This window comes from Kitasatospora sp. NPDC093558 (genome assembly GCF_040683475.1).
Classification (GTDB): Bacteria; Actinomycetota; Actinomycetes; order Streptomycetales; family Streptomycetaceae; genus Kitasatospora.
Genome location: NZ_JBFBDY010000089.1, coordinates 1 through 19,253, shown reverse-complemented (window position 1 = coordinate 19,253; position 19,253 = coordinate 1). Strand labels below are relative to the sequence as shown.

Here is a 19,253-nt window from a genome sequence, read left to right as displayed (position 1 = left end):
CCGGCGAGGTGTTCACCTCCCCCGTACCCGACCAGATGCTCGCCGCCGCCAAGGGTGCACCAGGACGCCTCAGAGCGCCAGCTCGAACCAGACGATCTTGCCCTTGGGCGTCCGCCGGCTGCCCCAGCGCTCGGCGAGCAGGCTGACGAGCTGCAGGCCGCGCCCGCCCTCGTCGGTCTCCTGCGCGCGCCGCTGGCGGGGCTGGGCGTAGCCGTCGTCCCAGACCTCGCAGACCATGCCGCGGTCGCGCAGCAGCCGCAGCCGGATCTCGCCGCGCCCGTGCTTGAGCGCGTTGGTGACCAGCTCGCTGACCAGCAGCTCGGTGGTGTCGACGAGCTCGTCCAGGCCGCGCGCCAGCAGCCAGCTGCAGGCGAGCTCGCGGGCCTTGGCGACGGAGGTGGGCTCGGGCGGCAGGAACCAGTTGCCGACGCTGTCCTCGGGGAAGGCGTGCACCTTGGCCATCAGGAGGGCGATGTCGTCCTCGCCGTGGTGCGGGTTGAGCTCGCCGAGGACGTGGTCGCAGAGGTCCTCCAGGCCCTTGCCGTCGGCCGAGAGCGCGGTGCGGAAGGCCCGCAGGCCCTCGTCCAGCTGGTGTTTGCGGCTCTCCACGAGGCCGTCGGTGTAGAGGCCGAGGACGGCGCCGTCCGGCAGGGTCAGCTCGACCTCCTCGAACGGCTCGCCGCCGACGCCGAGCGGCAGGCCGGGCGGCACGTCGAGCATCCGGGCGGGTTCGCCGGGGCTGAGCAGGACGGGCGGCAGGTGGCCCGCGTTGGCGAACACGCAGCGCCGGGTGACGGCGTCGAAGACGGCGTACACGCAGGTGGCCAGGTAGACCTCGCGGGCCTCCTCGTCGGCCGTCGAGGTGAGCCGCCCGTACGGGCTGGCCGGGCCGGCCGGCACGGAGTCGTCGCCGAGGCCGCGGGCGATCTCGTCGAGGGCGCCGAGCACCTCGGCGGGGTCGAGGTCGAGCATCGCGAGGGTACGCACGGCGGTGCGCAGCTGGCCCATCGCGACGGCGGCGCGCAGGCCGCGGCCCATGACGTCGCCGATGACGAGCGCCGTGCGGTTGCCGGGCAGCGGGATGACGTCGAACCAGTCGCCGCCGACCTCGGTGTTGTTGTTGCTGGGCAGGTAGCGGCAGGCGATCTCCAGGCCGCTGGCGGCCGGGTTGCCGGGCGGCAGGAGGCTGCGCTGGAGGATCAGCGCGCGCTCGTGCTCGCGGCGGTAGAGCCGCGCGTTGTCGATGCAGACGGCGGCGCGGGCGACGAGCTCCTCGGCGATGGCGACGTCGCGGGCGTCGAACGGCTCGCTGCCGATGGCGCGGGAGAGCTGGACGAGCCCGAGCACCTGGTCGCGGGCGACCAGCGGGACGATCAGCGTGGAGCGCAGCAGCGGGTCGGGCCCGGGCTCGGGCACGACGCTGCGGCCGGTGCGCAGGGCCCGCGCGTGCGGGGAGCGGCGCGGGTAGCAGAGCGTGCCGCCGGCCTCGGCGATGGGCAGGCCGGTGACCGAGCCGAGCACCGAGGAGGCGCCGCCGACGACGCTGGAGACGGCGACCCGGCGCAGCTCGCCGCTGCCGTCGGTGAGGACGGTGTCGCCGAGGCGCCCGGCGCTCGGGACGCTCTCGCCGGACAGCAGCGCGGTGTACAGGTCGACGGTCGCGAGGTCGCAGAACGGCGGGACGACGACGTCCAGCAGTTCCTTGGCGGTGGTCTCCAGGTCGAGGGTGGAGCCGATGTGCGCGCTGGCCTCGTTGAGCAGGGCGAGGTTGCGGCGCACGCCGTCGGCCTCGCGCTCGGCGACGTGCCGGCTGGTGACGTCGGAGACCTGCCCGGCGACGCCGATCGGCTGCCCGGCGGCGCCGTTGAGGCGGTAGAGCGACACGGCCCAGAGCCGGTTGCCCTCGCGGGTGGGGACGACGCCGTGGAAGCGCAGGTCGAAGACGGGCTCGCCGGTGGCGAGGACCTTGCGCAGCGCGGCGCTGAGCCGGTCCGCCTCGGAGGGCGGGAAGAGGTCGTGCGGGGTGAGGCCTTCGAGGTCGACCGGGGCGAGGCCCATGCCGGAGGCGAAGGCGTCGTTGACGCGCTGGAGGCGCAGCCGGTCGTCGAACAGGACGAAGCCGGTCGGGGTCTGGCCGAACACCGCCTCGGAGGCGGCGAGGTCGGTCTCGACGCGGCGCAGCCGGCCGAGGTCGACGGCGAGACAGGTGGCGCCCGCGGCGGGCAGGGAGCTGTCCGGCATCAGGTAGAGCTCGGCGAGGCCCTCGCCGCCGGCGGCGTCGAGGTAGGGCGTGGTGCCGGTCCACTCCTCGCCGCCGAGGGTGCGCTCCAGCCGGGCCCGGCCGCGCTGCCAGAGTTCGCGCGGGACGAACGTGGTGATCGGGTCGGCGCCGACCGCGTCGGTGGCGGGGACGCCGAAGAACTCGGCGGCGCGCTCGCTCCACTGGCTGATCCGCCCGTCCGGGCCGATCGCGAAGGTCGCGACCCGGATGTAGTCGTAGACCGAGCCGGCGCCCGCGTGGGTGCCGGCGTGGGCGGCGTGGTGCCGGCCCTCGGCCGCAGCGGCCGACCGGGCCGCCGGGGCCGGCAGGTGTGGTGAACCGGCCTGCCCGGGCACGGCGGCATGACCGCTGCTGCTCGGCGCGTTCCGCGCCGGGGTGCTGTTCAACGGACCGACCCCTCCAACCCGCGACCGTCCGGATGTCGAGAAGACCGAGTATTCATCATCGAGGGGTGCGTTCACACGCCCTCAACATCACAACATCAGATCGGGCGAAGGTTTTTGTCCTACCGCCCGCGCAACCACAATGCCACGCCCGCGCCCCCTTCCGGAGTGCGCGCTCCCCCTGGCCGCCAGGTGGCATATGCAGTCCCGTTCTACTCGCGTCCCGCTGGCCGTCCGCGCCGGCTCACGCCCTCGCTCGCCGCGCGCCTCACGGCCCGTCGGGCTCATTACCCGGGAGCGCCTGCTCGAACCAGACGACCTTGCCGATGCCCTCGGCCCTGGCGCCCCAGCGCAGCGCGAGCCGGCGGACCAGTTCCAGCCCGCGCCCGCCCTCGTCCGCCTCCGCCGCGTGCCGCTCGCGGGGCGGGTCGGGCAGCGGGTCGGAGATCTCGACGAGCAGCGTCTCACCGAGCGTCAGCCGGACCCCGATCGGAGCGCTGGCGTACCGGACGGCGTTCGTGACGAGCTCGCTGACCAGCAGTTCGGCGGTGTCGGTCAGCGCCTCGACGCCCCACTCGGCGAGCGTGGCGCGCACCAGCCGCCGGGCCCGGGAGACGGCGGTGGGCTCGGCGGGCAGCGTCCAGCCGGCCGTCGGGGTGCCCGCCTGGCCGTGGCCGAGCCGGGCCAGCAGCAGCGCGACGTCGTCCGGCTCGCGCCCCTGCTCCATGGTGTCGAGCACAGCCTCGCAGGCCGCCTGGATGGACGCGTGCGGCGTCTGCAGCACGGTGACCAGCCGGCCGAGGCCGACGTCCAGGTCCTTGTCCCTGGACTCGACCAGGCCGTCGGTGCACAGCGCGAGCAGGCTGCCCTCGGGGATCTTCAGTTCGACCGACTCGAACGGGACGCCGCCGACGCCGAGCGGGGCGCCGGAGGGCAGGTCGAGGATCCGGCCGCTGCCGCCGGGCAGCGGGCTGCCGGTGCGGGTCGGCTCCTCGGTCTCCTGGCCTGGCACCACGAGCACCGGGGGGATGTGCCCGGCCTTGGCGACGGTCAGCCGGGACGTGCCGGGGTCGTAGACGGCGTAGACACAGGTGGCGAGCAGCGCCTCGTCCGGCCCCTGGGCGAGGTCGTCGGCGAGCTCGTGGACGTGCCGCAGCAGGACGTCCGGCGGCAGGTCGAGGGCGGCGAGCACCCGGACGGCGGTGCGCAGCCGGCCCATGGTCGCGGCGGCGCGCAGGCCGTGGCCCATGACGTCGCCGACGACCAGCGCGGTGCGGTCGCCGGGCAGCGGGATGACGTCGAACCAGTCGCCGCCGACCTCGGCACCGCTGGAGCCGGGCACGTAGCGGTAGGCGACCTCGACGCCGGTGGGCTGCGGGACCTGCTGCGGGAGCAGGGTGCGCTGGAGGGTGAGCGCGGCGGTGCGCTCGCGGGCGTAGAGGCGGGCGTTGTCGAGCGAGCTGCCGGCCCGGTCGGCGAGCTCGACGGTGAAGGCGAGGTCGTCGCGGTCGAAGCCCTCGCGGTAGCCGGCCCGGCTGACCAGCAGCAGGCCGATCACGATGCCGCGGGCGCGCAGCGGGACGACGAGCATCGAGTGCACACCGAGGTCGTGGGCGGCCTGCATCTTCGGGTCGCCCGGGTAGGTGACGTCGCTCAGCTGGTCGGCGCCGGAGAGCAGCTCGGGCACGCCGGTGCGCAGGACCCGGCCGCACGCGGAGTCCTCGGCGAAGGTGATCCGGGCGCCGCGGCGCAGCATCACGTCGACCTCGGGGCCGTCCTGGACGGAGGCGGTGCCGAGCTGGAGCAGCGAGGTGCGCCGGTCGTGGCCGTGCCGGGGCAGGTCGTCGCCGTGGGCGACGGCCTGGAGCAGGATCACCGCGGAGTGGTCGGTGAGCCGGGGGACGACGGAGCCGGCGAGCTCCTGGGCGATCCGGGCGGCGTCGAGGAGGTCGCCCACCCGGGAGCCGAACTCGTTGAGCAGGGAAAGCCGGCGCCGGGCGTGCTCGACCTTGGCGACGGCCCGGTAGCGCTCGGTGACGTCCATGACGGTGCCGGAGATGCCGAGCACCCGGCCGGAGCGGTCGGTCATCCGGCTGTAGGAGATCGAGCGGTAGCCGGAGCGGGCGGTGACCGGGGAGGCGAGGGTGACGTCGATGACGGGCTCGCCGGTGGCCAGCACCTGGCGCTGGATCGCGGTGATCTCGTCGGCGGCCCGCTCCGGCAGGGTCTCGCCGGTGGTGCGGCCGACGTGGTCGTCGGTGGCGACGCCGTTCATCTCGGCGAGGGTCTGGTTGACGGCGGTGTAGCGCAGGTCGGTGTCGAGGACGGCGATGCCGAGCGGGGACTGCTCGAACAGCGCGTCGCGCACCGCGAGGTCGCGTTCGACGGCCCGCACGGCCGCCGCCTCGGCCAGGTTGACCTGGAGGAACGGGGTGCCGTCGCCGTCCACCAGCAGCGAGATCCGGGCGTCCACGGCGACCGGCACGCCGTCCCGGTCGCGCAGTTCGGCGGGCCCGGCCCAGCGGCCGTTGCGCAGGGTGTCCCGGATGGCGGCCTGGATCCGGGTGACCTGCTCGTGGTCCGGGATCAGCTCGTCGATCCGGCGGCCGACCAGCAGTTCGTTCGGCCAGCCGAGCAGTTCCTCGGCGGCGGGGCTCCAGAGCACCACGCGGCCGGCTGTGTCGAGGATCGCGATGGCGACCTTGAGCATGTCGAGCAGGCTGCCCTCGGCCGGGGCACCGGCGCCGCCGGAGGGCTCGGAGGGCCCGCCGGGGAACGGCCGGCCGGGGCGGCTGCGCAGGCCGGGCTGGGTGCCGACGTCGGGGGCGGGGTCGGGGACGGCGAGGGTCGGCGCGGGCCGCGGGGTGCCGGCCTCGGCACCGCCGGGGGCGGCCTCGGTGACGGCGGCGGGCCCGGGGCCCCGGCGGCGGCCGGCGGACGGCTGCGCGGCGGCCGGACGGGCGCCCCGGCGCAGCCGGGCGCCGGCGGCCGCGCTCCCCGCGGTGCCTGTCCGCCGTGCTCCCCCGCCGCCGTTACCGGTAATCGACACCGACGGGGCCTCCGGCTCTGGTCGGGATCGGCGCCGCCGGCTGGAGCGGCTCACCGATGGTGACGAAACATGCCGAAAAGTGACATACCCAGCAGAACCCAGGCTATCCCGGCTTCCGGGTCGTCTTGTCCGATTGACCTACCTGGCGCGGCGCCGGGAACCCCCGGTCTCAGGCGCCCAGGAGCCCGGCGATGTGCGGCAGGACGTCGCGGTCGTGGTCGATCCAGTCGACGGTGTCCAGCTCGTCCGCGCCGAGCCAGCGCAGCTCGTCGTGCTCCTGCAGCGGGCGGGGCTCGCCGGAGAGCAGCTCGGCGGCCCAGAAGTGCAGCTCCAGGCCCGGCCGGACGGCCCACGCGCCGGGCAGCCGCCGCAGCGCCCTGGTGCGGACGCCCAGCTCCTCCAGCAGCTCGCGCTCCAGCGCCTCGGCCTCGGTCTCACCGGGCTCGGCCTTGCCGCCAGGGAACTCCCAGCGCCCGGCCACCTCGGCGGGCGTGCTGCGGCGCGCGGCCAGCACTCGCCCCTCGCGGACGATCGCGCCGCCGATCACGATGCGGACGGCGGCCTGCTCCTCGACGTTCACGGACCCTGGGTTCATGGCACCGAGCCTAGGCGCCGCGGGCGGTGTCCTCGGCCTCGACCTCGGCCTCGACCCAGTACAGCTGCTTGTGGCCGCGGGCCTCGAACTCGGCCGCGCTCCGCTCGGCCTCGTCCTTCGCCAGCCCTCGTGCGACGACGAAGCGGTTGCCGTTGTCGTCCTGCCGCATCACCCGAAAGGTGCCCATGGCAGGAGCGTATCCCCGGCCTGCGTGGGGGTCGGGCCGGGGATACCTGTCCGGAACCGTACGGACGGTTCGCTACCGCCACGTACGGGCCCGGTTAACTCCGGGTAAGACGGCGCGTCAGACCCGGAGGTCCGGCGCCTGCTCACCGGTGGACAGGCCCAGTTCGCGGCGGGCGTCGACGCTGAGCGGGGTGGTCTTGGCCGTCAGCAGCTTGGCCCGCCGGATCTCGCCCGCGAGCGCGGTCGGGTCGGCCGTCTTGGCGGCGGAGTCCCAGGCGGCGGCCGCGTCCCGCTGGGCGGCGGCCAGCGCCGCGACCTTCGGTTTGGCGGCCTCCGGCCACAGCGCCGTCGTCCGGGAGAGCTGCTCGGCCTCGGAGCGGGAGGCGGACGCCATCTGCTTCGCCCAGGTCACGTACTCGGAGGCGGCGGTCTCGACCTCGCCCTTGGGCTGCTTCGCGTAGGCCGAGTTGAAGCCGCTGACGGCCTCCAGGTAGGTGAGCTGGGCCGAGGTCAGGCTGCCGCGGTCGGTGCGGACGGTGCCCACGTGCTCGGCGTCGCGGTCCTCGAAGGCGCAGGTGACGTACCGTTCGCCGGACTTCCAGTTGCCGCTGGTCGGGTAGAGGTAGACCTCGTCCATGCCGTCCGGGATCGCCCACTGGTCGAGGGCGTAGCTGTCGAGCACCGAGTGGCAGAGTTCGGCGGCGCGCTGACGGACCGCCGACTCGCCGGGGTAAGGGTCGCCGTAGCCGTCCGGGATCGGGGAGCTGCCGGCCACCTCGCCGTGGTGCGGGGCGGAGCAGGGCACCTTGCGGACCCAGTACACCGTGTCGTCGCCGCCGTCCGGGTCGGTCCGGGCGCCACCGTCCGGGGTGCTGAAGCAGTCCCCGGACTTGAGGGCGGACCACCGGACGGAGCCGGCCGGGGCCTTGGGAGCGGCGCCGTTCACCGGGTCCGGGGCCACCATCGCGCCGAGGAAGCCGAACGCGGTGATCATGACGCCGAACGTGCCGAACACCAGGCCCGTCACGGCCATGCCCATGCCGCGCTCGTCGCGCTTCCTGATCTGGACCATGGCGACGATCGACAGCACGAGGGCGACCGGCCACGCACAGACCAGGCCGGTCACCAGGGCTGCGATGGCGAAGCCGTTGGTCCGCTTGGGGGGCTGCGGGTACGGGTAACCGGGCTGGAAGCCGGAGTACGCGCCGGGCGGTACCGAGGCCCAGCCCCCGGCGGCCCCGCCGGGAGGCGGGGGCGGCGCCAGGGGCGGGGCTCCGGCGGGGGCGGCCCAGGGGTCGGCGGGCGCCGGGGCGTCCGTCTGGCCCGGCGGGGCGTCAGCGGGCTGCGGCACGTCCGCTGCCGAAGCCTTGGCGGGCGGGGCCGCGGCGGGGGCGGCCCACGGGTCGGCGGGCGGGGCCACCTCCTCGGGCGCCGCCGGGGCGTCCGCCTTGCGGAGGTCAACCCGGTCTGCCGGGGCGTCCGCGGGCGCGGGCTGCTCCGGCCCGGGGACGGGCGCGTCGGGATCGGGCTTGGACACGTGGACTCCCCCGGCCCGGCGGTGCGGGCGTCAGCTCGGCGATCTGCGTCGTTCGGCGGCCGTCGGCACACGGCTCGGACCCGAACGGGCCCGAGAACGAACGGTCGCGCGACTTTACCCGATCTTTTCGAACGCCTGCCTGCCCTTTGTTCCCGCCCCTCGCCGCCCTCAGCCGCGGGCCAGGACCTCGCCGTGGAGCATCGAGAACCAGGCGTCCCCGGCCCCGCTCCACTCCCGCCAGCCGGCCGCGATCCGCTCCAGCTCCGCCCGGTCGGCGAAGCCCCCGGCCACCGCCGTCCGGGCGAACGCCGAGTCGACCGTCCGGTCCGCCCACATGCCGCCCCACCACGCGCACCGCTCGGGCGTCGCGAACGTCCAGGTGGTGGCGGTGGCCGAGACCTCGGCGAAGCCGGCCGCGCGGGCCCAGGACAGCAGCCGCCGCCCGGCGTCCGGCTCGCCGCCGTTGGCCCGCGCGGTCCGCCGGTACAGCGCCAGCCAGTCGTCCAGCGCGGGTGCTTCGGGGTACCAGGTCATCGACGCGTAGTCGACGTCCCGGACCGCGACCACGCCGCCCGGCGCCAGCACCCGGCGCATCTCGCGCAGCGCGGCCACCGGGTCCGCCACGTGCTGGAGCACCTGATGAGCGTGCACCACGTCGAACTCGCCGTTACCATACGGCAGTTGATGAACGTCCGCGACCTCGAAGACGACGTTGGACAGCCCCCGCCCGGCTACGTACCCGGCCGCCTGCTCCAGCACCTCGGCGGAGTTGTCCACGGCCACCACCCGCCCGCCCGGGCCGACCAGCTCGGCCAGGTCCGCGGTGATCGTGCCGGGCCCGCAGCCCACGTCCAACAGGGCCTGTCCCGGCCGCAGTTCGGGCAGCAGGTAGGCGGCGGAGTCGGCGGCGCTGCGCGAGCGGTGCGAGCGCAGCACGGCCTCCTGGTGGCCGTGCGTGTAGACGTTGGACTGTCCGCTCATCGGATCCCCCTCGATCGTGTTCGGCTTCCCCTGACGCTACCCCTCTTCCCGCATGGTGAGAAGATTCGTCTCACATAGCGGCCACCCGACGGTGCCTCCCCCGCCGCCCGCCGTACCGTGGAGGCGCCCCCGACAGAACGGTCCCGCCCCATGCCCGGCCCGCACCCCTTCGTCCTGCTGAGCGCCGCCGTGTCGCTCGACGGCCACCTCGACGACGCCTCCCCCGAGCGCCTGCTGCTCTCCAACGCCGCCGACTTCGACCGGGTCGACGAGGAGCGCGCCGCCGCCGACGCGATCCTCGTCGGCGGCAACACCCTGCGCACCGACAACCCGCGCCTGCTGGTCAACGACCCCGCCCGCCGGGCCGCCCGGGTCGCGGCCGGCCGACCCGCGTACCCGCTGAAGGTGACGCTCAGCGCGAGCGGCGCGCTCGACCCGGCGCTCCGCTTCTGGCACACCGGCGGCGACAAGATCGCCTATACGACGGACGCCGGCGCGGCGGCCCTGCGCCCGGCGCTGGCCGGGCTGGCCGAGGTGGTCGCGCTCGGCGGCGCGGTGAACCTCGGCGCGGTGCTGGACGACCTCGGCGCGCGCGGCGTGCGCCGCCTGATGGTCGAGGGCGGCGGCAGCGTGCACACCCAGTTCCTCGCACAGGGCCTGGCCGACGAGCTCCAGCTGGCCGTCGCCCCGCTGCTGGTCGGACAGGCGCAGGCGCCGCGGTTCGTCCACCCGGCCGCCTTCCCGGGCGGTCCGGCGCGGCGGATGCGCCTGCTGGAGGCACGTACGGTGGGCGATGTCGTCCTGCTCAGGTACGCCCCGAAGGAGCCCGCCCCGTGACCACCGACCTCGACCACCTGCGCCGGGCCGTCGAACTCTCCCGCCGGTGCCCGCCGTCCGAGACGGCCTTCTCGGTCGGCGCGGTGATCGTCGGCGCGGACGGCGAGGTGCTCGCCGAGGGGTACAGCCGCGAGACGGACGCGCACGACCACGCCGAGGAGGCCGCGCTCGGCAAGCTGCCGGCCGGCGACCCGCGGCTGCGCGGCGCGACGGTCTACAGCTCGCTGGAGCCGTGCGGGCAGCGGGCCTCGCGCCCGGTGCCGTGCGCCCGGCTGCTCATCGCGGCGGGCGTGCCGCGGGTGGTGGTGGCCTGGCGGGAGCCGGACCTGTTCGTCACCGACTGCCAGGGCACGGCCCTGCTGGAGGCGGCCGGGGTCGAGGTGGTCGAGCTGGCGGAGCTGGCGGCGGAGGCCCGGGCGGTCAACGCCCACCTGCTCGGATGATCCCTACGCCACGATCTCCCTGGTCCTGATCCTCGCCGCCGCCCCCTGAACCACCACCCCACAAACGCCGGACCGCCCGGCCCCCGTACGAACACGGGCCGGGCGGTCCACTCGGCACAGAACCAGCACGGTGACGCGAACCCGATGCTGACGATCAGTAGTGGTAGCGGGCTGCCAGGATGATGATCTCCCGGTCCGTGACCAGATAGACGAGACGGTGCTCGTCATCGATCCGCCGCGACCAGGCACCGGGCAAGTGGTACTTCAGCGGCTCGGGCTTGCCGATCCCGGTGAACGGGTCGCGCAGGACGTCCTCGATGAGCTTGTTGATCCGGGCGAGCATCTTGCGGTCGCTCTTGAGCCAGGACGTGTAGTCCTCCCAGCCGGTTTCTTCGAAGACGAGCCTCACGCGGCGCCCTTCTCGACACCCGCCGCATCAGGGTCGATGAGTTCCCGCTCGGAAAGCCCTATGCCGCCAAGGGCGTTCTCGTACGCCTTGAGCAGCCGGCGGGCGTTCGCCGGCGAGCGCAGCAGATAGGAGCCTTCGCGCAGGGCCGCGTAGTCCTCGGCCGAGACGAGTACGGCGTTCCCGTGCTTGGAGACGATCTCGATGGCCTCGTGATCGTCGTTGACCTTCTTGATCAACGGGAAGAGAGCCTTGCGCGCCTCGCTGGCAGTGATCGACATCAGCTGAGCCCCTTCTGCGAGTGGTACCACATAACGTACCACCGAAAGAAAGGATGCGGCGGGCTGAATCCCGGCACTCAAGTCGGCGCGGGCACGAAAGCGGGCCTTGCCTCGGAAGAGGCAAGGCCCGCTTGACCTGCACATTTGACAGATCCGATCAACTTAGAGCAATCGATCGATCACACGTTGAAGCGGAACTCCACGACGTCGCCGTCGTGCATGACGTACTCCTTGCCCTCGATGCGGGCCTTGCCCTTGGCGCGGGCCTCGGCGATGGAGCCGGTCTCGACCAGGTCGGCGAAGGAGATGACCTCGGCCTTGATGAAGCCCTTCTGGAAGTCGGTGTGGATCACGCCGGCCGCCTCGGGGGCCGTGGCGCCCTTCTTGATGGTCCAGGCGCGGGCTTCCTTCGGGCCGGCCGTCAGGTAGGTCTGCAGGCCGAGGGTGTCGAAGCCGACGCGGGCGAGGGTGGCGAGGCCGGGCTCCTCCTGGCCCATCGACTGGAGGAGTTCGAGCGCCTCGGCGTCCTCGAGCTCGATCAGCTCGGACTCGATCTTGGCGTTCAGGAAGATCGCCTCGGCCGGGGCGACCAGCTCGCGCTGGGCGTTCTTGAAGTCCTCGTCGGCCAGCTCGCTCTCGTCCACGTTGAAGACGTAGAGGAAGGGCTTGGCGGTCAGCAGGTGGAGCTCGCGGATCGGGGCGGTGTCGAAGCCGGCCTCGAAGAGGGTCTTGCCGGTCTCCAGGATCGCCTGCGCGGCCTCGGCGGCGGCCAGCACGGGGGCGGTGTCCTTCTTGAGGCGCGCCTCCTTCTGGAGCCGCGGGAGGACCTTCTCGATGGTCTGGAGGTCGGCCAGGATCAGCTCGGTGTGGATGGTCTCGATGTCGTCCTTGGGCGACACCTTGCCGTCCACGTGCACGACGTCGGGGTCGGTGAAGGCGCGCACGACCTGGCAGATCGCGTCCGACTCGCGGATGTTCGCCAGGAACTTGTTGCCCAGGCCCTCGCCCTCGGAGGCGCCGCGCACGATGCCGGCGATGTCGACGAAGTCGACGGTGGCCGGGAGGATGCGCTGGGAGCCGAAGATCTCGGCGAGCTTGCCCAGGCGCGCGTCCGGGACGCCGACGACGCCGACGTTCGGCTCGATGGTGGCGAACGGGTAGTTGGCCGCCAGCACGTCGTTCTTGGTCAGGGCGTTGAACAGGGTCGACTTGCCGACGTTCGGCAGGCCGACGATTCCGATCGTGAGCGACATGAAGCGCAGTCCCGGGGCTTGGAGGAGTTGGACGGCACCGTGCGGGCCGACCCCCAAGTCTACGGGCAGCTCCTCACGCCCCGGTCGCCACCGCCAGGGGCTCCAGGAACTCCAGCCGGTTTCCCAGCCGGTCGCTGGTGTGGAAGCGGCGGTGACCGGGCAGGTTGTCGTCCCGGACGACCTCGTGGCCGTGCGCCTCCAACCGCTGCGCCAGCGCGTCCAGGTCACTCACCTGGATGCCCGGGTGGCCCTTCAGGGACGGCCGGAAGTCCGGCGTGACGCCGAGGTGGATCTCCAGCCCGCCGCCGCGGAACCAGCAGCCGCCGCGGGCCGCGAGCACCGGCGGCTTCTCGATCTCGGTCATCCCGAGGACGCCGCCCCAGAAGGCCCGGCACTCGTCCTCGGCGCCGGCCGGGATGTCGAGCTGGACATGGTGGAGCCGTTCGAACGTGAATGCGGCGGTCATGGCGGTCCCCCGGTCAGGCAGAGTCGAGGCGAGTGCAGTGGATCGGTCGGGTCATCGGACCTGAGCGACGATCACATCAGTACTCCGTCCGGAGACACGGAACAAGGCCTGAACGGTCCATTACACAGTGTGGCGATGATCGGACCGTACGTTGGGTGGGTGGAGCAGAGCATCCGTACCCAGCCGCCAGGGCCCAGACGCCGTCCGCCGAACGGCAAGGGCGCTGCCGCCGTCCCCGGTCCCGGGCGCGCCCCCGAGACCGGCGGGGCCCCCGCCTCCCGGCTGCGGCCGGTGGCCGGGCCGCCCGCGAGCCCCCGCCCCGCCACCCCGAAGCTGCGGCTGCGGCTGCCGCTGCGCGGGCGCGGCGACGCGCGCCTGTACGGGCGCCGCCGCACCGGGCGCCCCACCCGGCTGACGGCCGTCGGCACCGGCGTGCTCGGCGTGCTGGCGACCCTCGCGGTGGCCGGGGCGGACCGGCTGCTGTTCGACGGCCTCGGCTGGCTGTTCGGCCTCGGCTACGTCGTGGTCTGCTTCCAGCTGGCCGTCCGGGTGCGCTACGTCGACCTGCTCGCCGCGCCGATCACCGGCCCGATCGCCTTCGCGCTCGCGCTGTCGCTGCTCGCGCCGGTGAGCTCCCCGGGCGTGACCGCCCAGGTGGTGGCGCTCGCGACCGGGCTGGCGCTGCGGGCCGGCTGGCTCTTCACCGGCACCGGCCTGGCCGCGCTGATCGTCCTCGCCCGGTTCGTCGCCCAGCGCCGGATCCAGCGCTCGCGCTGAGCGGCGCCGACGCGGGCGGCCTCAGTCCGCCGCGCGGGCCGCGGCCATGGCAGCGCCGACGATGCCCGCGTCGTTGCGCAGTTCCGCGGGCACCACCCGGGCCTCGCGCTCGCGCAGCAGCGGCAGGAACTTCGCGTGCTTGCGGCTCACCCCGCCGCCGATCACGATCAGCTGCGGCGAGAACAGCATCTCCACCAGGTCCAGGTACTCGTCGACCCGCCCGGCCCACTGCTCCCAGCTCAGGTCGTGCCGCTCCTTCGCGGCCGAGGAGGCCCGGCGCTCTGCGTCCTTGCCGCGCAGCTCCAGGTGGCCCAGCTCGGTGTTGGGCACCAGCGCGCCGTCCACGAAGAGCGCGCTGCCGATGCCGGTGCCGAAGGTGAGCAGCAGGACCACGCCCGACTGCTCCCGGCCGGCGCCGTACGCGGTCTCCGCGAGGCCGGCCGCGTCGGCGTCGTTGAGGACGGTCGCGGGCAGGTCCAGTGCCTCGCGGAAGAGCCCCGCGGCGTCCAGGCCGATCCAGCCCTTGTCCACGTTGGCGGCGGTTCTGGTTCGGCCGTCGACCACCACGCCGGGGAAGGTCAGCCCGACCGGGCCCTCGTGGCCGAAGTGGCGGACCACCTCCCGGACGGCGGCGACCACGGCCTCCGGGGCGGACGGCTGCGGCGTGAGCACCTTGTAGCGCTCCTCGGCGAGTGCGCCGCGGCCGAGGTCGACCGGGGCGCCCTTGATGCCCGAACCGCCGATGTCCACACCGAATACCGCCGTCATCACGACCGTCCTCCGCCGGATGCCGCGGACCGTCGTCCACAGCCTGTGCACAAAACTACGAGAGGCCGGGCGGCCCCGCACAGCAGAAAGCCCGGTGCCCCGGACGGGACACCGGGCCTCGCGGCACGGGGTCAGAGCTTGCCGGCGGCCTCGGCGCGCAGGTCGCGGCGCAGCTCCTTGGGCAGCGAGAAGGTCAGGTGCTCCTCGGCGGTCTTGACGGTCTCGACCGTGTCGTAACCGCGCGCGGCCAGGTGCTCGAGCACGCCGTCGACCAGGATCTCCGGGACCGAGGCGCCGCTGGTGAGGCCGACGGTCGTGACGCCCTCCAGCCACTCGTCGCGGATCTCCTCGGCGAAGTCCACCAGGTGGGCGGCCTTGGCGCCGTACTCCAGGCCGACCTCGACCAGGCGGACCGAGTTGGAGGAGTTCTTGGAGCCGACGACGATCAGCAGGTCGGTCTCGGGGGCCAGCTGCTTGACGGCGACCTGGCGGTTCTGGGTCGCGTAGCAGATGTCGTCGCTGGGCGGGCTGACCAGCAGCGGGAAGCGCTTCTTCAGCTCGCCGACGGTGGCCATGGTCTCGTCCACCGAGAGGGTGGTCTGGGACAGCCAGACGACCTTGGACTCGTCGCGGACCTTCACGTTGGCCACGTCCTCGGCACCGTCCACCAGGTGGATCCGGTCCGGGGCCTCGCCCATCGTGCCGATGACCTCCTCGTGGCCCTCGTGGCCCACCAGCAGGATGTCGAAGTCCTCGTCGGCGAAGCGGACGGCCTCCTTGTGCACCTTGGTGACCAGGGGGCAGGTGGCGTCGACGGTGGCGAGCTTGCCGGCCTTCGCCTCGTCGTGGACGGACGGGGCGACCCCGTGCGCTGAGAAGACCACGATCGAGCCCTCGGGCACCTGCTCCGTCTCGTCGACGAAGACCGCGCCCTTCTTCTCCAGGGTCTGCACCACGTACTTGTTGTGGACGATCTGCTTGCGGACGTAGATGGGGGCCCCGTACTGCTCCAGGGCCTTCTCCACGGCGATCACGGCGCGGTCGACACCCGCGCAGTAGCCCCGGGGGGCGGCGAGCAGGACACGGCGCTGCGCGGTGTTGGACATGGCTCCATCGTACGGGCGGCGGGGAGCCGCGCCGACGGGAGGCGCATTCCGGGCGGATCCGGTCGCCGGTGCTCAAATGTGGTGCTTATGACCGAGCGAATCGCGCAGGACGCGGCGGGCGGCCCGGGGGACGCGGGCGGCGCGGGGGGCCTGCGGCGCAGCCTGGGCGTGCGGGACCTGATGGTCTACGGGCTGCTGTTCATCGCCCCGATGGCGCCGGTCGGCGTGTTCGGCGTGCTGGACGCGAAGAGCCACGGCGCCGTCGCCACGGTGTACCTGGTGGCGACGGTCGCGATGGGCTTCACGGCGTTCTCGTACGCGCAGATGGTGCGCGCGGTGCCGCGGACCGGGTCGGTGTTCGCGTACGCGCGGGCCGGGCTGGGCGAGGGCCCCGGGTTCGTCGCCGGGTGGATGGCGATGCTCGACTACCTGCTGATCCCGGCGGTCGCGTACCTGTTCTCGGGGATCGCGCTGCACTCGCTCGTGCCGGGCATCTCGCGCTGGGTGTGGACGGCGCTCGCGGTCGTGGTGACCACGGCGCTCAACCTGATCGGGGTCCGGACGGCGGCGGCGGTCGGCTTCGCGGTGCTGGCCATGGAGATCGCGGTGCTCGCGGTGTTCGTCGCCGCGGCCGTGGTGGTGCTGGCCCAGGACGGCGCCCGGTACGGCTGGGACACGCCGTTCACGGCCGTCGGGGCCTTCTCGGCGACGGCCGTGATCTCGGCGGTGTCCGTCGCCGTGCTGTCCTACCTGGGCTTCGACGCGATCGCGACGTTCGTCGAGGAGGCGGTGGGGGCCTCGGCGGCGGTGGCGCGGGCCGTGCTGTGGTGCCTGGCGCTGGCCGGGGTGCTGTTCGTCGCGCAGACGTACCTCGCCGCGCTGCTGGAGCCGCTCACCCCGGCGCAGCTGGCGGCCGACCCGGCGGAGCAGGGCTCGGCGTTCTACGACACCGTCGAGAGCGGCGTCGGACACTGGCTGCACGTGCTGGTGGCGTCGAGCAAGGCGATCGGCGCGGCCTTCGCGGCGCTGGCCGGGCAGGCGGCGGCCGGGCGGCTGGTCTTCGCGATGGGCCGCGAGGGGCGGCTGCCGCGCGTCCTCGGCTCGGTCGACCCGGTCTCGGCGGTGCCACGCCGGGCGCTGCTCGCCGCGGCGGTGATCACGCTGGCGGCGGCGGTCTGGGCGGCCAACCGGGACGACGGTCTCGACCGGCTCACCTCGGTGGTGAACGTGGGCGCGCTCACCGCCTTCGCGCTCCTGCACGCCTCCGTCGTCGGCTGGTACGCGGTGCGGCACGGCTCGCGTGACCGGCTGCGGCACGTGGTGGTGCCGGTGCTGGGGATCGCGGTGATCGGGGCGGTGGTGTACGAGGCCTCGACGACGGCGCAGGTCGTCGGCGTGGTGTGGCTGGCGGTCGGGCTGATGGTGCTGGCGGTGCAGGGGTCGGTCGGTACGGCTCCCGGTGTCGGCGGGCGCCGCTAGCCTCGTACGCATGGCCAACACCAGCTCACCCGAAGCCCCGCTCCCGGTCGGCAAGGTCTCCGCGCTGATCGGCGGCTGGATCGACCGGCTCGGCGCGGTGTGGGTGGAGGGGCAGATCACCCAGCTCAGCCGGCGGCCGGGCGCGGGCGTGGTGTTCCTGACGCTGCGCGACCCGCAGGCGGACGTGTCGCTCACGGTGACGTGCTTCCGGTCGGTCTTCGACCAGGTCGCGGACGTCGTGCAGGAGGGCGCGCGGGTCGTCGTGCATGCCAAGCCGGAGTGGTACGCGGCGCGCGGGCAGCTGTCGCTGCGGGCCTCGGAGATCCGGCCGGTCGGGCTCGGCGAGCTGCTGGCCCGGCTGGAGCAGCTGAAGCGGCGGCTCGCCGGGGAGGGCCTGTTCGCGGCCGAGCGGAAGAAGCCGCTGCCGTTCCTGCCGCAGTGCGTCGGGCTGGTCACCGGGCGCGGCTCGGCGGCCGAGCGGGACGTCCTGGAGAACGCCCGGCGGCGCTGGCCGGCCGTCCGCTTCGAGGTGCGGAACGTGCCCGTGCAGGGCGTCAGCGCGGTGGAGCGGGTGAGCGCGGCCGTCCGGGAGCTGGACGAGCACCCCGAGGTGGACGTGATCATCGTGGCTCGGGGCGGCGGCAGCGTCGAGGACCTGCTGCCGTTCTCGGACGAGGGCCTGGTGCGGCTGGTCGCGGCGGCGCGGACGCCGGTGGTCAGCGCGATCGGGCACGAGCCGGACCAGCCGCTGCTGGACTTCGTCGCCGACCTGCGCGCCTCCACTCCGACCGACGCCGCCAAACGGGTGGTGCCGGACGTCGGCGAGGAGCTCGCGAAGGTGCGGAACCTGCGGGACCGGGCCCGGCGGTACGTCCACTCGCGGGTCGAGCGCGAGCAGCACGGGCTGGACGGCGTGCGCAGCCGCCCGGTGCTGGCCGCGCCGCACCGGATGCTGGACGGGCGCGGCCAGGAGGTGGACGGGCTGCTGGAGCGGGCCCGGCGCACCCTGCGCCACCGGCTGGACCACGCGCAGAGCGACCTCGGGCACACGCTGGCCCGGGTGGTCGCGCTCTCCCCGGCGGCCACCCTGGAGCGCGGCTACGCGGTGCTCCAGCGGGCGGACGGCACGGTGGTGACGGACCCGGCCCAGGTCGCCTCCGGCGAGGCACTGCACGCCCGGGTGGCGGGCGGCGGGTTCGGCGTCACGGTGGACGCCGACCTGCCCTGACGCCGACCGGCCCTGACGCCGACGAGCCCTGACGCCCGCGCCTGCCGTACGCACCCGGATTCCAGCCGGTGCGGCCGTTCTGTCGGTGCCAGCCCCTAGTCTGGCTCGCATGGCAGAGCAGCAGGATCAGGATCGGCCCGGCGACGTGCCGAAGGGTGCGGACGACGCCCTCGGCTACGAGCACGCGCGGGACGCGCTGCTGGAGGTCGTCCGGCAGCTGGAGAACGGCGGCACGTCGCTGGAGGAGTCGCTGGCGCTCTGGGAGCGCGGTGAGCAGCTGGCGAAGGTCTGCCAGCGCTGGCTGGACGGCGCCCGCGAGCGGCTGGACGCCGCGCTGGCCGCCGAGGAGGGAGCTGCGGGCGGCGAGTGATACGGGTCACATCCGCCTTGGGAATCGTTGAAAGTTCACCTATGTTGGAAGCAGTGATCGGCCGCGGCCGGTCACACCGACGAACCCCTTCCGCATGAGGTGCACAAGCATGACCACCGACGCCCTGGTACTCGACGCCGCCGCTCAGGACCTGCTGTTCCGCGAGGCGCGCACCGCGAACACCTTCACCGACGAGCCGGTCGCCGAGGAGCAGGTCCAGGCCATCTACGACCTGGTCAAGTACGGCCCGACCGCGTTCAACCAGCAGCCGCTGCGCGTCGTCCTGGTCCGCTCGGCCGAGGGCCGCGAGCGCCTGGTCCAGCACCTGTCGGACGGCAACAAGGCCAAGACCGCCGCCGCCCCGCTGGTCGCCATCCTGGCCGTGGACAACGAGTTCCACGAGGAGCTGCCCGCCCAGTTCCCGGCCTTCCCGCAGGCCAAGGACGTGTTCTTCTCGGAGCGCCCGGTCCGTGAGGGCTCGGCCCGCCTGAACGGCGCCCTGCAGGCCGGCTACTTCATCATCGGCGTCCGCGCCGCCGGCCTGGCCGCCGGCCCGATGACCGGCTTCGACGCCGAGGGCATCAACAAGGAGTTCTTCGGCAACGGCGAGCACTCGGTGCTGGCCGTGGTGAACATCGGCAAGCCGGGCGAGGACGCCTGGTACCCGCGTTCGCCGCGCCTGGCGTACGACGATGTCGTCACCACCGTCTGACGCACCCACCCATGCGGAAGGCGCCCGCAAGACCATGCAGCACGCCATCCGGCTGCACCACCAGCACGACCGGCACGACAGCACCGAACCCGCAAGGAGCAACGCGTGAGCGAAG

At 73.8% G+C, this 19,253-nt stretch carries 17 protein-coding genes and 1 pseudogene; 6 read left to right on the top strand and 12 right to left on the bottom strand.

The genetic code is table 11. From position 1 onward, the window contains the following. Positions 1–69: 69 nt before the first annotated feature. The 6 genes from AB0O00_RS12345 to AB0O00_RS12320 all read right to left on the bottom strand — a co-directional run bounded on the left by AB0O00_RS12345 (position 70) and on the right by AB0O00_RS12320 (position 9,012). The gene (locus AB0O00_RS12345; RefSeq protein WP_363650866.1) at positions 70–2,490 is read right to left on the bottom strand and encodes a SpoIIE family protein phosphatase; all 2,421 of its coding nucleotides are present in this window, start codon (positions 2,488–2,490) and stop codon (positions 70–72) included. A gap of 442 nt (positions 2,491–2,932) precedes the next feature. Continuing rightward, complete coding sequence (locus AB0O00_RS12340; RefSeq protein ID WP_363650864.1) at positions 2,933–5,713, bottom strand: SpoIIE family protein phosphatase; 2,781 nt, start codon at positions 5,711–5,713, stop codon at positions 2,933–2,935. Between the two features lie 169 nt (positions 5,714–5,882). Continuing rightward, on the bottom strand, positions 5,883–6,308 hold the full coding sequence (locus tag AB0O00_RS12335; protein WP_363650862.1) for an NUDIX domain-containing protein: 426 nt from the start codon (positions 6,306–6,308) through the stop codon (positions 5,883–5,885). A gap of 10 nt (positions 6,309–6,318) precedes the next feature. Then, a complete protein-coding gene (locus AB0O00_RS12330) occupies positions 6,319–6,495 on the bottom strand; it encodes an SPOR domain-containing protein (protein WP_363650860.1) in 177 nt (58 codons plus the stop codon). 117 nt (positions 6,496–6,612) lie between these two features. Continuing rightward, entirely contained in the window at positions 6,613–8,031 is a 1,419-nt protein-coding gene (locus AB0O00_RS12325) for a DUF4190 domain-containing protein (RefSeq protein WP_363650858.1), read from the bottom strand. A 168-nt stretch (positions 8,032–8,199) separates the two neighbouring features. Beyond that, the gene (locus AB0O00_RS12320) at positions 8,200–9,012 is read right to left on the bottom strand and encodes a methyltransferase domain-containing protein (protein WP_363650857.1); all 813 of its coding nucleotides are present in this window, start codon (positions 9,010–9,012) and stop codon (positions 8,200–8,202) included. A 150-nt stretch (positions 9,013–9,162) separates the two neighbouring features. Between AB0O00_RS12320 and AB0O00_RS12315 the strand changes: the two are divergent. Further along, positions 9,163–10,292 (top strand): annotated as a pseudogene (locus tag AB0O00_RS12315) (dihydrofolate reductase family protein). 154 nt (positions 10,293–10,446) lie between these two features. Here the strand turns inward: AB0O00_RS12315 and AB0O00_RS12310 are convergent. The 4 genes from AB0O00_RS12310 to AB0O00_RS12295 form a co-directional block, all read right to left on the bottom strand. After that, positions 10,447–10,701 (bottom strand): Txe/YoeB family addiction module toxin, encoded by a 255-nt coding sequence (locus AB0O00_RS12310; protein WP_363650855.1) that lies wholly within the window; start codon positions 10,699–10,701, stop codon positions 10,447–10,449. After that, positions 10,698–10,979 carry a type II toxin-antitoxin system prevent-host-death family antitoxin gene (locus AB0O00_RS12305; RefSeq protein WP_316526507.1) on the bottom strand — a complete coding sequence of 94 codons (282 nt, stop codon included), beginning with the start codon at positions 10,977–10,979 and terminating at the stop codon, positions 10,698–10,700. The genes AB0O00_RS12310 and AB0O00_RS12305 overlap by 4 nt, the downstream gene beginning before the upstream one ends. A 179-nt stretch (positions 10,980–11,158) precedes the next feature. After that, positions 11,159–12,232: a redox-regulated ATPase YchF gene (gene ychF, locus AB0O00_RS12300; protein ID WP_363650853.1), complete on the bottom strand. Its 1,074-nt coding sequence runs from the start codon at positions 12,230–12,232 to the stop codon at positions 11,159–11,161. A gap of 73 nt (positions 12,233–12,305) precedes the next feature. Further along, a complete protein-coding gene (locus tag AB0O00_RS12295; protein WP_363650851.1) occupies positions 12,306–12,698 on the bottom strand; it encodes a VOC family protein in 393 nt (130 codons plus the stop codon). A 159-nt stretch (positions 12,699–12,857) separates the two neighbouring features. On the opposite strand from AB0O00_RS12295, the gene AB0O00_RS12290 reads away from it, so the two are divergent. Beyond that, complete coding sequence (locus AB0O00_RS12290; protein WP_363650849.1) at positions 12,858–13,475, top strand: DUF6542 domain-containing protein; 618 nt, start codon at positions 12,858–12,860, stop codon at positions 13,473–13,475. A gap of 21 nt (positions 13,476–13,496) precedes the next feature. Here AB0O00_RS12290 and ppgK read toward each other — a convergent pair whose 3' ends face one another. Both ppgK and AB0O00_RS12280 read right to left on the bottom strand, forming a co-directional pair. Continuing rightward, entirely contained in the window at positions 13,497–14,243 is a 747-nt protein-coding gene (ppgK, locus tag AB0O00_RS12285) for a polyphosphate--glucose phosphotransferase (protein ID WP_363650847.1), read from the bottom strand. A 131-nt stretch (positions 14,244–14,374) separates the two neighbouring features. Then, positions 14,375–15,349 (bottom strand): 4-hydroxy-3-methylbut-2-enyl diphosphate reductase, encoded by a 975-nt coding sequence (locus tag AB0O00_RS12280; protein WP_363650845.1) that lies wholly within the window; start codon positions 15,347–15,349, stop codon positions 14,375–14,377. 87 nt (positions 15,350–15,436) lie between these two features. Between AB0O00_RS12280 and AB0O00_RS12275 the strand changes: the two genes are divergently transcribed. The 4 genes from AB0O00_RS12275 to AB0O00_RS12260 all read left to right on the top strand — a co-directional run bounded on the left by AB0O00_RS12275 (position 15,437) and on the right by AB0O00_RS12260 (position 19,138). Next, positions 15,437–16,828, top strand: coding sequence for an APC family permease (locus tag AB0O00_RS12275; protein ID WP_363650843.1), 1,392 nt, complete (start codon positions 15,437–15,439; stop codon positions 16,826–16,828). Between the two features lie 10 nt (positions 16,829–16,838). Continuing rightward, positions 16,839–18,056, top strand: coding sequence for an exodeoxyribonuclease VII large subunit (gene xseA / locus AB0O00_RS12270; protein WP_363650841.1), 1,218 nt, complete (start codon positions 16,839–16,841; stop codon positions 18,054–18,056). A gap of 109 nt (positions 18,057–18,165) precedes the next feature. Next, positions 18,166–18,426: an exodeoxyribonuclease VII small subunit gene (locus AB0O00_RS12265; protein WP_363650839.1), complete on the top strand. Its 261-nt coding sequence runs from the start codon at positions 18,166–18,168 to the stop codon at positions 18,424–18,426. A gap of 109 nt (positions 18,427–18,535) precedes the next feature. Next, a complete protein-coding gene (locus AB0O00_RS12260; RefSeq protein ID WP_363650837.1) occupies positions 18,536–19,138 on the top strand; it encodes a malonic semialdehyde reductase in 603 nt (200 codons plus the stop codon). Positions 19,139–19,253 lie beyond the last annotated feature (115 nt).